This is a genomic window from Listeria farberi, assembly GCF_014229245.1.
Taxonomy (GTDB): Bacteria; Bacillota; Bacilli; order Lactobacillales; family Listeriaceae; genus Listeria; species Listeria farberi.
This window is the reverse complement of sequence record NZ_JAARZJ010000004.1, coordinates 119,366-131,448: the sequence shown is the minus strand read 5'-3', so window position 1 is coordinate 131,448 and position 12,083 is coordinate 119,366. Positions and strand designations below refer to the sequence as shown.

At 36.5% G+C, this 12,083-nt stretch carries 14 protein-coding genes; 11 read left to right on the top strand and 3 right to left on the bottom strand.

The window, feature by feature from the left end:
• Positions 1 to 10: 10 nt before the first annotated feature.
• From nagB to htpX, 7 genes are all read left to right on the top strand, one after another.
• A complete protein-coding gene (gene nagB / locus HCB45_RS05020) occupies positions 11 to 715 on the top strand; it encodes a glucosamine-6-phosphate deaminase (RefSeq protein ID WP_185318380.1) in 705 nt (234 codons plus the stop codon).
• A gap of 15 nt (positions 716 to 730) precedes the next feature.
• A complete protein-coding gene (locus HCB45_RS05015; RefSeq protein WP_003722779.1) occupies positions 731 to 1,453 on the top strand; it encodes a GntR family transcriptional regulator in 723 nt (240 codons plus the stop codon).
• A 122-nt stretch (positions 1,454 to 1,575) separates the two neighbouring features.
• A complete protein-coding gene (locus tag HCB45_RS05010) occupies positions 1,576 to 2,631 on the top strand; it encodes a glycosyltransferase family 4 protein (protein ID WP_185318381.1) in 1,056 nt (351 codons plus the stop codon).
• A 113-nt stretch (positions 2,632 to 2,744) separates the two neighbouring features.
• Positions 2,745 to 3,653: a peptidase U32 family protein gene (locus tag HCB45_RS05005; protein ID WP_185619077.1), complete on the top strand. Its 909-nt coding sequence runs from the start codon at positions 2,745 to 2,747 to the stop codon at positions 3,651 to 3,653.
• Positions 3,654 to 3,666: 13 nt separating this feature from the next.
• Positions 3,667 to 4,893, top strand: a complete 1,227-nt coding sequence (locus HCB45_RS05000) for a peptidase U32 family protein (protein ID WP_185619075.1) — start codon at positions 3,667 to 3,669, stop codon at positions 4,891 to 4,893.
• Positions 4,894 to 4,975: 82 nt separating this feature from the next.
• Positions 4,976 to 5,533: a LemA family protein gene (locus HCB45_RS04995; RefSeq protein ID WP_011701773.1), complete on the top strand. Its 558-nt coding sequence runs from the start codon at positions 4,976 to 4,978 to the stop codon at positions 5,531 to 5,533.
• 22 nt (positions 5,534 to 5,555) lie between these two features.
• Positions 5,556 to 6,470, top strand: a complete 915-nt coding sequence (gene htpX / locus HCB45_RS04990) for a zinc metalloprotease HtpX (protein WP_185318384.1) — start codon at positions 5,556 to 5,558, stop codon at positions 6,468 to 6,470.
• 39 nt (positions 6,471 to 6,509) lie between these two features.
• Here the strand turns inward: htpX and yjbH are convergent, their stop codons facing one another.
• The 3 genes from yjbH to HCB45_RS04975 form a co-directional block, all read right to left on the bottom strand.
• Positions 6,510 to 7,328 (bottom strand): protease adaptor protein YjbH, encoded by an 819-nt coding sequence (gene yjbH / locus HCB45_RS04985; RefSeq protein ID WP_185619073.1) that lies wholly within the window; start codon positions 7,326 to 7,328, stop codon positions 6,510 to 6,512.
• 245 nt (positions 7,329 to 7,573) lie between these two features.
• Positions 7,574 to 8,158 carry a CYTH domain-containing protein gene (locus HCB45_RS04980; protein WP_185318386.1) on the bottom strand — a complete coding sequence of 195 codons (585 nt, stop codon included), beginning with the start codon at positions 8,156 to 8,158 and terminating at the stop codon, positions 7,574 to 7,576.
• A gap of 16 nt (positions 8,159 to 8,174) precedes the next feature.
• Positions 8,175 to 8,642 (bottom strand): tetratricopeptide repeat protein, encoded by a 468-nt coding sequence (locus HCB45_RS04975; RefSeq protein ID WP_185607806.1) that lies wholly within the window; start codon positions 8,640 to 8,642, stop codon positions 8,175 to 8,177.
• A 158-nt stretch (positions 8,643 to 8,800) separates the two neighbouring features.
• On the opposite strand from HCB45_RS04975, the gene yjbM reads away from it, so the two are divergent.
• The 4 genes from yjbM to fabI all read left to right on the top strand — a co-directional run bounded on the left by yjbM (position 8,801) and on the right by fabI (position 12,066).
• A complete protein-coding gene (gene yjbM, locus HCB45_RS04970) occupies positions 8,801 to 9,469 on the top strand; it encodes a GTP diphosphokinase (RefSeq protein WP_185322051.1) in 669 nt (222 codons plus the stop codon).
• Between the two features lie 27 nt (positions 9,470 to 9,496).
• Complete coding sequence (locus tag HCB45_RS04965; RefSeq protein ID WP_185318388.1) at positions 9,497 to 10,291, top strand: NAD kinase; 795 nt, start codon at positions 9,497 to 9,499, stop codon at positions 10,289 to 10,291.
• Between the two features lie 18 nt (positions 10,292 to 10,309).
• Positions 10,310 to 11,200 carry an RluA family pseudouridine synthase gene (locus HCB45_RS04960; protein ID WP_185619071.1) on the top strand — a complete coding sequence of 297 codons (891 nt, stop codon included), beginning with the start codon at positions 10,310 to 10,312 and terminating at the stop codon, positions 11,198 to 11,200.
• Positions 11,201 to 11,277: 77 nt separating this feature from the next.
• On the top strand, positions 11,278 to 12,066 hold the full coding sequence (fabI, locus tag HCB45_RS04955; RefSeq protein WP_185318390.1) for an enoyl-ACP reductase FabI: 789 nt from the start codon (positions 11,278 to 11,280) through the stop codon (positions 12,064 to 12,066).
• Positions 12,067 to 12,083: the final 17 nt, after the last annotated feature.

The window sequence follows — 12,083 nt, the reverse complement described above, 5'->3', positions numbered from 1 at the left end:
AGATAATAAAATGCAACTTATCACAACAGAAAATAAATTAGCAGGATCCAAAAAAGCATTAGAAATCATTGAAAAAGGCATCACATCAGGTGAAGTAAACACACTTGGTCTAGCGACAGGTAGTACACCAGAAACATTATATGCCGAGCTTGTAAAAAGCGACGTTGACACAAAAAATGTAACAACAACTAACCTAGATGAATATGTAGGCCTTGCAGCAGAGGACCCAAACAGTTATCATTACTATATGAACGAATTGTTATTCTCTAAAAAAGCATTTAAAGAAAGTTTCTTACCAAACGGAGAAGCGACGGATGCAGAAGCAGAATGCGCACGTTATGAAGAAATTTTGTCTGAGCACCCAATTGATATTCAAGTGCTTGGAATTGGAACAAATGGCCACATTGGTTTTAACGAACCAGGAACTTCTTTTGATTCGTTAACACACAAAGTCGTTTTAACAGATTCTACTCGTGAAGCAAACAAACGCTTTTTCGAAAGAGAAGAAGATGTTCCAACTCATGCTTATTCTATGGGAATTAAATCAATCATGAATGCAAAGAAAATTATCCTACTTGCTTTTGGTGAAAACAAAGCACAAGCAATCAAAGAAACTATTAAAGGACCTGTAGATGTGAATTGTCCTGCTTCTGTACTTCAAAATCATCCAGACGTTACTGTGATTCTTGACAACGAGGCGGCGTCACTTCTATAAGAAGAGGGCGGGAAAATGATCGATAAACAATCAGGAATACCGATTTACATTCAGATTCAAAGTGAAATTAAAAAGAAAATGGAAGATGGCGTCTGGAAAGTAGGGACATCCATTCCAGCCGAGCGTCAACTTGCGGAAATGTTTCATGTTAGCCGAATGACTGTAAGACAAGCCATTCAAGGGCTAGTGGATGATAATATTTTGCAACGACGTGTTGGCGCAGGAACTTTTATTGCGGAAAAGAAATTAACGGAACGGCTTGAAGCGGTTACGAGTTTTACGAATTTGATGTTACAAGAGGGAAAAGTTCCTTCTACGCGAATCGTATCGTATGGCATCCGTCCGGCAAGTACGCAAGAACAAGAGGCACTGCAACTGCCTGAAAACAGCAATGTAATGAAGATTGAGCGGATTCGTTACGGTGACCGCGTACCAATTCTTTATGAAGTTGCTGCTATTCCAGAAAAAATTGCTTCACTGCTTACAAAGGAAGACATTATGGATTCCCTTTATAAAGCCATTGAATTAAAACTTGGTCAACCAATTGGAGAAGCAGAACAAATCATGGAAGCTTCTTTAGTATCAGAAAAAATTGCGCCATATCTAGATGTGAAACTCGGCTCACCGGTTATGAAACTTCGGCAGATTACAACGTTAGAAGACGGTCGACCATTTGAATTTACGCGTTCCCAGTATGTAGGTAGTAGATTTCAATTTGTAGCTAGGATTAAACAATAAAATAAAAAGCTTGAGGCGGAGTAGGTGCGCTTTAAGCTTTTTTTGCGTAATGATTTTCGTTGTCTTTTTGCAAATAAAAAAGTATAATGAGATGAGTAAAAAATTTGCGGGGAGGACTAACCATGAGCTGGATGATAATTTTTATATGTTTTGGTGCGTCCGTGTTACTTACACCGCTAATTCGAAAGATAGCACTGTATTTTGATATTACTGATAAACCCGATCAGCGACGCATTAATGTGAAGCCGATTCCTAGTTTGGGTGGCTTAGCGATTTTTATGAGTTTTGCCATTGGTTTATTTTTACTTCCAATTGAAAATGAATTCTTATGGCCTTTATTGATTGCAGCACTTGTAATGGTTATAACTGGCCTGTTAGATGATATTATGGAATTTAAGGCAAGATATAAATTAATTGGCCAAATTGTCGCTGCTTTTATTATTGTATTCTGGGGCGATATTAGTATTGATTTTATAAATCTACCCTTTGGTGGAGAAATTCATTTTGGCATTTTAAGTATTCCACTCACGATTATTTGGATTGTAGCAATTACGAATGCAATCAATCTAATTGATGGCCTTGACGGATTGGCTGCTGGTGTTTCCACTATTGCTTTACTGACAATTTTAGGAATGGCGTTTATTATGGGAGATGCACTTGTTATTATGATTGCTAGCGTTTTAATTGCTGGAACTCTTGGATTCTTACCATATAATTTCAATCCTGCTAAAATATTTATGGGAGACACAGGAGCGCTTTTCTTAGGTTTCATTATTGCGGTACTTTCTATCATGGGCTTTAAAAACGTCACTTTTATTTCTTTAATTGTACCGATTTTGATTTTAGGAGTACCAATTTCTGATACGGTTTTTGCTATTGTGCGCCGTATGGTTACAAAACAACCTATTGCTATGGCAGATAAATCTCACTTACATCATTGTTTACTCCGATTAGGTTTTACACATCGGCAAACAGTCATATTAATTTACGCGATTGCAGCACTATTTTCCTTATTTGCTTTCATTTTTACTATGTCAACGCTATGGGGCTCGATGATATTAATTGGTGTACTTTTAATTTTAATTGAGGTGCTTATCGAAACACTTGGTTTAGTAGGAAGCACTTATCGACCATTATTAAATTTATTTAAGATTACAAAAGAAGACAAAATAGATTAGAGATTAGCTGCATAGGCTAGTCTCTTTTTTTATGTCAAAATTCTTATTGAGTAACAAGTCTTCTTGTGATACATTTATCAAGTAACGTTTTTAGTAGAAAAGAGGAGAAAAACATGGAAATCATAGCGACAGCAGATTCAATTAGGCAAGCTGAACAATTGCTTCGCGCGGGGGTAGACAGATTATATATAGGTAACAGCCAATTTGGTTTAAGATTACCTCATTCCTTTTCTGTCGAAGAATTACGTGAAATAGTTCATTTAGCACATCAAGAAAAGAAAAAAGTAACCGTAGCTGTAAATTCGTTGATGCACAACGAACATATGGAAGAGCTACCAGCATTTTTAGAACAGCTTTCTGAAATGAAAGTAGATGCAATTGCATGTGGTGATCCTGGTGCGATTATGCTCCTAAGTGAAATGGCTCGACCGATACCTTTCATTTATGATGCCCAAACATTTGTTACTAGCGCAGAACAAATTTCATTTTGGGAAAAACAAGGAGCAGTTGGAGCAGTACTTGCCAGAGAATTAACAGAAGGTGAGATAAAAGCCATTGCTAAAAGTCTCCCAATTCCAGTAGAAGTTCTGGTTTACGGACCAACATGCATCCACCAATCCAAACGTAAACTTGTAACGAATTATGAGCGTATTGTCGAAAAGGAAGATGATACCTCGAAAGAACGTGGCCTTTATTTACGTGAACCTAATGATGAAACAAGTCAATTACCAATTTATGAGGATGATTCCGGAACACATATTTTTGCTTCTGAAGATGTTTCACTTGTCCCTTATTTAGCAGACTTATATGAAGCTGGGTTAAAAACTTGGAAACTAGATGGAGTTCTTGCAGAATCGGATAATTTTGTTCAAATCGCATCGCTATTAGTTGAAGCGAAAGAGGCTGTAATTCAAGGTCAATTTGTTGCGGAGTATTTTGTGAATAAATTAACGGAATTGCAGCCTAAAACTAGAAAACTAGATGCTGGATTCTATTTGAAAAATCCGGATGATGTGAAGTAGGGGGAATAGCATAATGACTAAAGTATTAAAAAAACCAGAAGTGCTAGCTCCGGCTGGTAACTTAGAAAAATTAAAAATTGCGATTCGTTACGGTGCGGACGCTGTATATATTGGTGGCCAAGCTTTTGGACTTAGGTCACGTGCAGGTAATTTTAGTTTTGAAGAAATGAAAGAAGGCATCGCTTTTGCACATGAACGAAATGCAAAAGTGTATGTTGCGGCAAATATGGTTGCACATGCTGGTGATACTGAAGGTGCGGGTGAATTTTTCCGTACACTTCGCGATATCGGTATCGATGCAGTTATTGTTTCGGACCCAGCGCTAATTAGTATTTGTTTTCAAGATGCACCGGGTCTACCAGTTCATTTATCCACACAAGCTTCGGCAACAAACTATAAAACACTAGAATTTTGGAAAAAACAAGGACTAGAGCGTGTTGTACTTGCACGAGAAGTTAGCATGCAAGAAATTCAAGAAATTGGTGAAAAAACGGATGTCGAAATGGAAGCATTTATTCATGGCGCAATGTGTATTTCTTATTCCGGGCGTTGTACCTTATCGAATCATATGGCGAACCGTGATGCGAACCGCGGAGGATGTGCCCAAAGTTGTCGCTGGAAATATGATTTATTCGAAATTGATAATGGTGTTTCGAAAAACTTAGTGGATACAGATGAAGAGCCTTTTTCAATGAGTGCTGTAGATCTATCTATGATTAAATATATTCCAGATATGGTTAATGCTGGGGTAGATAGTTTGAAAATCGAAGGCAGAATGAAATCAATTCATTATGTTTCTACCGTAGCAAGTGTTTATCGTCGTGCGGTAGACGCATATTGCGCGAACCCAGAGAATTACGTATTTGATCCTGCATGGGAAGAAGAATTATGGAAAGTTGCTCAGCGCGAATTATCTACAGGTTTTTTCTATAAAGAACCAACGGAGGACGAGCAATTATTTGGAAAAACTCGGAAAATTCCTCAATATGCCTTTGCCGCTCAAGTGCTTGAATATGATGAAGAAACGAAAATGGCTACATTGCAACAACGAAATAATTTTGGCGTTGGTGAAGAAATTGAATTTTATGGACCGGGAGATACTGGTTTTAAACAGGTTGTAAAAGCACTCTGGAATGAAAATGGAGAGGAAATTGACCGTGCTCCTAATGCGATGATGACGATAAAAATGGTAGTAGATAAGCCTGTGAAGCCGTTTTATTTTATGCGGAAGAAAAAATAGAATCTCATTCTGTAGGAGGATTGTCATGTACTCCCTAAGTAAGGTATAATAGATTTACTACATGAGAAGGAGGAGATTAATTATGATAGGATGGATTATTGCTATCGCTGTTGTGGTTATTTTAGTATTAATTTATTTTGGACTATACAACAGCCTTGTAAAATACCGTAACCGTGTTGATGAAACTTGGGCACAAATTGACGTACAACTAAAACGTAGATTTGACTTGATTCCTAACTTAGTTGAAACAGTTAAAGGGTACGCAAAACATGAAAATGAAACACTAACACAAGTAATTGAAGCTCGTAACAAAATGATGGAAGTTCCTGCTGACAATCGTCAAGGTCAAATTGAAGCAGATAATATGTTAAGTGGGGCATTAAAATCGATTTTTGCTTTAGGAGAAGCTTATCCAGATTTAAAAGCAAATACTTCTTTCATCGAATTACAACATGAATTAACTACTACGGAGAATAAAGTAGCTTATTCACGTCAGTTGTATAACACAACGGTAATGACTTACAACACCAAAGTGCAATCAGTACCAACAAATATTGTAGCTAAACTGCATAACTTTACTGAACGTGAAATGCTCTCTATTCCAGAAGTAGAACGTGTTGCACCAAAAGTAGAGTTTTAAGCCATGAAGGAGAGCGGAAATCATGCTATTTGAACAAATTGCAGCAAATAAACGAAAAACGGTTTTTATCGTGATTGGCTTTTTTATTTTCGTTCTAATGGTTGGCGCTGCTATAGGTATAATTGTTTGGAATAATTATCTGAATGGACTTATATTAGCAGCAGTGATTGGTGCATTTTATATTTTGATAATGGTTATGAGTAGTTCTTCTGTTGTAATGGCGATGAATCATGCGAAAAGAGTCACATCAAAAGAACAAGCACCAGTTTTATGGGATACAGTAGAAAGTATGGCGATGGTCGCTAATATTCCGATGCCAAAAGTATATATTATCGATGATTTAAGTATGAATGCTTTTGCGACAGGTATTACTCCCGAAAAAGGAGCAGTCGCTGTCACTAAAGGATTACTAGATAATTTAGAACGTTATGAATTAGAAGGCGTTATTGCGCATGAAGTTTCTCATATAAGAAACTATGATATCCGTTTGTCAACAATTTCTATTGCGTTAGTAGCTGTCATTGCTATTCTTAGCGATTTAGCTATGCGAATGATTTTCTGGGGAAGCTTAACTGGTGGGAGAAATAGCCGAAAAAATGATAATAATAATGGGGGCGGGGCACAGGTAATTATCTATGTTGTAGCACTTATTTTTGTTATTTTAGCTCCGATTATTGCTACAGCGATTCAGTTCGCTTTATCTAGAAATAGGGAGTACTTGGCTGATGCTAGTGCAGTTGAATTAACGCGGAACCCAGATGGTCTTATCCAAGCGTTACAAAAAATTAGCGGTGATTCGAAAAAAATGGAAGAAGTTAGCGCTTCTAGTGAGTCTATTTACTTTTCGTCACCATTGAAGTCTAAAAAAGATAAACCAGGTATTTTTGATTCTCACCCGCCGATTAGTTCGCGAATTGAGCGGTTGGAAAATATGTAATAAAAAAGTAGCAGCCTCAGTTAGGCTGCTACTTTTTTATTACATATTATCAATATATTTCCAGTGGGCCTTACCATCTGGTGTATCAATTAATTCCACTTTTTGTTGCAAGCGCCATTTTTTCATTTGGCGTTCGATTTGTTGTTCAGAAACACCATAAAAGGCAGCCATCGAAGCAGAAGAAGTAACCTTTACCTTAGCTAAGTATTCTTCCATTTGCGGGCGTTCTTCTGGTTTCGGGAAATCATTTAAAAGCTCGGATAAAACATGTACATAAACCTCATAACGATGAAGCCCACTTAGTTTTAATCCAGCATCTTCAATATTTTTATTGAAAAATACGACTGTTGGATTTTCACGTATCTCCATTTCTTGGGCTACTTTTTGGTCACCAATATAGGCGCGCTTAGCAGCAGTAGATGCTAAATCTTTTTTGAACTCAGTAAGATCTAGACCGGTAGAAATAGCAATCTCATAGAGTACTTCTTCACTAGCGATATCTTTATTTTCAAGGAAGTACGCTTCTTGAATCTTACGTAAGAATGTAATACCTTGCTTTTTACCTTGGAGTTCAGCGGCTTTGACTGCAAGACAAGAAATATAGGAAAGGTGCGCCCCTATTTGTTGTTCTTTTAAGCTTAGGTTACTATTTCCAACACGCTTTTGTTTGCATACAAATGTCTGCAAATTATTATGCAGAACATAGCGCAATTTAAAATAGTTCCCGTACTCCATTTGTAATCGGAGCATGTTTGCTTCTATATTCCAACAGTCATCACAAGCTGGATCAAAAAATAGATAAATTTCGATAGGCTTGGAATTGGCTACTGACTGATAATATAAATTTTGGTTAATCATTTGTTATCACCTGATTTTCAAATTCTAAATACCTTCAAATAGATATTCATTTTAATGTACCAGTGTGAAAAGAAATAATTCACTGCTAAGTAAAAGCTGATACAAAATTTGGTTTTGTAACTTACATATCTATTTTATCAGCGTAATGTAAATTTAACAAATAATTGTCATTGGCTTAATATATTTATTCGTTATTTTTTGAGAACTTGTGTCTTTTCACTATAAAAAAGTATGTTTTTCACTAGTTAGTCATTATTTTTATAAATATGATTATAAAAACGAGCTACTTTATTTTCTGCTGGATGATTCGTTATTTGATATTCTCTAAGTAGTTTATCAAAAATTTCTTTCCCTTTATCGTAATCAGAAACCTCATATTCTAAATCAAAATCTGAAATAGAACCATAGAAGTTTTTATCGAATACGAGTAGTCCTTTTTTATAATCTTTTTCGGCTCGAATTGTTTTGAGGGAGCCAAAGACTTGTAAATCTTCATGATTAATACCTATTTCTTTTAGTGTATCGCGAACTGGACCAACAGGGATATTCGCTCCGCTAGTAATGGCTGTTGCTTGGTCTGCTGCTAAGATTTGCGTTGTCTCCATTAAACCGCGCGATTCAGGAGTTTTTAGCGTTAATTGGTACTGTGTTTCTAACTTACGAATCCGAAGCGCAGAGTTACGTTCTTTTAAGCCGAAATCTGCCGTATCTAAATAAAAATTAGTTTGTTCAAAAAAATCATCTTCTTTCATTCGAAAATCTTCTATAAGTCTATCATATTCCTCTTTTGTCAAAAGATTGCGGAATTCTATTTCTAGTTCTTTTACCATCGAAATTCATCTCCTCTTAATGAAATAATGCATCTAAATCTTGTGCATAAAATTGAATCGCTTTTTTGTAACTTAAAATATCTTGGTCATTAGTTGTATTTGTTAGTAACAGAAGTGCTTCTTGTAAGGCTTCTTTTTCTTGACCTTGATTATACTTAGCCATGATGAAAAAAGTACGTAGGGCATTATTTTCTGGAAACTCCTCTATCGCTTTTTGGAAAAGAAGGATGGCTTTTTCGGGAGAACCTGTTATGCGGTAGGTGCTTCCAAGACCAATATAAGCGTCTTTTTTATCAGCATCAGAGAGACCAAGCCTCAGCGCTTTCTCATAAAAAGGGATAGCGGCCTCTTCTTTGCCGAGCGCATCGTGTGCCCATGCTGCAAAATAATTTAGTTCCGCATTTTCTGGGGCGTTTTTTAATTCTATGAGGGCTTTTGAGCGAGCAGTTTCGTAATCACCGTTTTGAAGTAAAGTAAGAATCATTTCCATCATCCTTTTCATTGTATCGTTAGCGCTTCAGTTTTATTTTAACATGTGATTGAAAAAAAGGTTACTTTTAGCAAGGTGGATTAATCACTTTTGTGTTAAAATATAACTGATGTTGCATAAATTTAATCATGAATATACTTGAGGTGAGCGATTTGAATCATTGGGAAGACTTTTTAGCGCCTTATAAACAGGCAGTAGAAGAACTTAAAATTAAACTTAAAGGAATGCGTTCACAATTTGAGCTTGAAAATAATCATTCGCCAATTGAATTCGTTACAGGACGAGTGAAGCCGGTTGCGAGCATATTAGACAAAGCTAATCAAAAACATATTGCGTTAGACCATTTAGTAGAAGAAATGCAAGATATTGCGGGACTGCGAATGATGTGTCAATTTGTAGATGACATTGAGGTTGTTGTTCGTCTTTTAAGGCAACGAAATGATTTTCGGATTGTGGAAGAGCGCGATTATATTACAAATAAGAAACCCAGTGGATACCGTTCATATCATGTCGTTATTGAATATCCAGTAGAAACAATCCAAGGTGAAAAGAAGATTTTAGCTGAAATCCAAATTAGGACACTAGCAATGAATTTTTGGGCAACTATTGAGCATTCAGTAAACTATAAATATCAAGGCGAATTTCCAGAAGCAATTAACAAACGATTAAAACGTGCTGCCGAGGCGGCTTTTCAATTAGATGAGGAAATGTCGCAAATTCGTGAAGAAATACAAGAAGCGCAAGTCTATTTTTCACAAAACAAAGATGTAGCAAAGGATAAAAAAGCGGTACATCAAGTAATGCCAAAGAAAAATAAGTAAGCGTAGGAATAGGGGCGAATAGAAATAATGAAATATGTGATTACTTCAAAAGGGGACGAGAAGTCAGATTTACTGCGATTAAATATGATTGCTGGTTTTGGGGAATATGACATGGAATATGATGAGATAGAACCTGAAATCGTTATTTCTATTGGCGGAGATGGAACTTTTTTGTCTGCGTTTCATCAATATGAAGAACGCTTAGATGAGATTGCTTTTATAGGAATTCATACTGGTCATCTTGGCTTTTATGCTGATTGGCGCCCAGCAGAGGCAGGTAAATTAGTTAAGCTATTAGCAAAAGGAGAATATCAAAAAGTTTCTTATCCGTTGCTTAAAACTACCGTAAAATACGGCATTGGCAAAAAAGAAGCTGAGTATTTAGCGCTAAATGAGTCAACCGTAAAAAGTTCAGGTGGACCTTTTGTTGTGGATGTAGTTATTAATGACCTCCATTTTGAACGATTCCGTGGAGATGGTTTATGTATGTCAACGCCAAGTGGAACGACAGCATATAATAAATCACTGGGAGGGGCGCTAATGCATCCGTCCATTGAAGCAATGCAATTAACCGAGATGGCATCGATTAATAATCGAGTTTACCGGACAATCGGTAGTCCACTCGTTTTTCCGAAGCATCATGTAGTTAGTTTGCAACCAGTAAATGACAAGGATTTTCAGATTTCTGTGGATCATTTAAGTATTTTGCATCGAGATGTCCAGGAAATTCGTTATGAAGTATCAGCAAAAAAAGTTCATTTTGCGAGATTCAGATCATTTCCGTTTTGGCGTAGAGTACATGATTCATTTATTGAAGATTAAGTTAGCAGGAGGAAGCATGTGTTTTTAGAATGGCAAGTAAAAAATGAAGAAGATGGGCTGTTGCTTAGAACTTTTCTGAAAAGCAAGCACATATCTAAACAATTATTAACCGCAGTAAAATTTGGTGCGGATGGTAAAATTGAAGTTAATAACCAAGAACAAAACGTTTTACACCATGTGAAGACTGGTGATAAAGTTAAACTTACATTCCCGACCGAACAACAAAATGAACGTTTGTTGGCTGAATATACAGATTTAGAAGTGGTTTTTGAAGATGAATTTTTATTGATTATTAATAAACCAGCCGGGATGGCTTCGATTCCGTCTCAATACCATCCTACTGGTTCTGTAGCCAATTTTGTAAAAGGACATTACGAAAATCAAGGGCTTACAAGTGCTATCCACATCGTAACTAGACTAGACCGAGAAACATCAGGATTAATGCTGATTGCCAAAAATAGATACGCACATGCTAGACTCAGTAGCTTTTTACAACAGGGATTACTCAAAAGACGATACCAAGCTTTTACATCAGGTAGCCTTGAAGAACAAGCGGGATCTATTGAAGCGCCAATAGGACGTAAAGATGTAAGTATAATGGAACGTTTTGTTACTCCAGAGGGAAAATATGCAAAAACTAATTACGAGGTTCTCATGCGTTATAAAGCATTTGATCATTTAGCAATCCAGCTTGAGACAGGACGAACACATCAAATTCGGGTGCACTTTTCTTACATTGGTCATCCACTTATCGGTGATGATATGTACGGTGGCGATACAACATTACTCAAAAGACAAGCACTTCATTCTTGCCATCTTCATTTACTCCACCCGGTCACAGAAGAATATATGGCATTTGATTTGTCTTTACCAGACGATATGAAGGAGATAATTCAAAAAACGAAGTAATAAGAGTTTGAAAAAGTTATTTGGTCATGTAAAATGGAAGAAGCGAACAAATCGCATCAATTTTAGGAGGAAAGAACATGAACTTATCATTAGAGGGAAAAACATATGTTGTAATGGGAGTAGCTAACAAACGCAGTATTGCTTGGGCAATTGCACGTTCATTAAATGAAGCAGGAGCAAAACTAGTATTTACATATGCAGACGATCGTGCAAAAAAAAGTATTACTGAACTAGTACCTTCATTAAATGAAATAAACCAAAATCCGCTTATTTTAGCGTGTGATGTAACAAGTGAAGATGCTATTACAGCAACGTTTGAAACAATTAAAGATAAAGTAGGTAAACTTAGTGGTTTAGCACATTGTATTGCATTTGCTAATAAAGATTACTTAACTGGTGACTATTTAGAAGTAGATCGTAAAAGTTTCTTACAAGCGCACGAAATTAGTGCTTATTCGTTTACAGCGGTAGCACGCGCGTTAAAACACTTAAATATGTTAACAGAAGATGCAAGCTTACTTACTTTAACTTATCTCGGTGGAGAGCGTGTTGTAGAAAACTATAATATTATGGGTGTTGCTAAAGCTTCTCTTGATGCGAGCGTAAGATACCTTGCAATGGACTTAGGAGCTATTGGTGTTCGAGTAAATGCTATTTCTGCTGGGCCAATTAGAACAGTCTCTGCACGTGGAGTCAGCGGCTTCTCTGACTCAATTTCACTTGTAGAAGAACGAGCACCACTAAAACGTGCAACGCAAGCAGAAGAAGTAGGAGATACAGCTTATTATTTATTTAGTAATTTATCTCGCGGTGTAACAGGTGAAGTAATTCATGTGGATAGCGGTTATCATATTATTGGATTCTGACAATGAAAAAATCCAGA

Excerpts from the sequence above, each read along its gene's own strand:
- HCB45_RS04995 (WP_011701773.1), top strand. The coding sequence starts at position 4,976 with ATGATAGGATGGATTATTGCTATCGCTGTTGTGGTTATTTTAGTATTA.
- HCB45_RS05005 (WP_185619077.1), top strand. The coding sequence starts at position 2,745 with ATGGAAATCATAGCGACAGCAGATTCAATTAGGCAAGCTGAACAATTG.
- fabI (WP_185318390.1), top strand. The coding sequence starts at position 11,278 with ATGAACTTATCATTAGAGGGAAAAACATATGTTGTAATGGGAGTAGCT.
- HCB45_RS05000 (WP_185619075.1), top strand. The coding sequence starts at position 3,667 with ATGACTAAAGTATTAAAAAAACCAGAAGTGCTAGCTCCGGCTGGTAAC.
- yjbH (WP_185619073.1), bottom strand. The coding sequence starts at position 7,328 with ATGATTAACCAAAATTTATATTATCAGTCAGTAGCCAATTCCAAGCCT.
- HCB45_RS04965 (WP_185318388.1), top strand. The coding sequence starts at position 9,497 with ATGAAATATGTGATTACTTCAAAAGGGGACGAGAAGTCAGATTTACTG.
- HCB45_RS05010 (WP_185318381.1), top strand. The coding sequence starts at position 1,576 with ATGAGCTGGATGATAATTTTTATATGTTTTGGTGCGTCCGTGTTACTT.
- HCB45_RS04975 (WP_185607806.1), bottom strand. The coding sequence starts at position 8,642 with ATGATTCTTACTTTACTTCAAAACGGTGATTACGAAACTGCTCGCTCA.
- nagB (WP_185318380.1), top strand. The coding sequence starts at position 11 with ATGCAACTTATCACAACAGAAAATAAATTAGCAGGATCCAAAAAAGCA.
- htpX (WP_185318384.1), top strand. The coding sequence starts at position 5,556 with ATGCTATTTGAACAAATTGCAGCAAATAAACGAAAAACGGTTTTTATC.
- HCB45_RS05015 (WP_003722779.1), top strand. The coding sequence starts at position 731 with ATGATCGATAAACAATCAGGAATACCGATTTACATTCAGATTCAAAGT.
- HCB45_RS04980 (WP_185318386.1), bottom strand. The coding sequence starts at position 8,158 with ATGGTAAAAGAACTAGAAATAGAATTCCGCAATCTTTTGACAAAAGAG.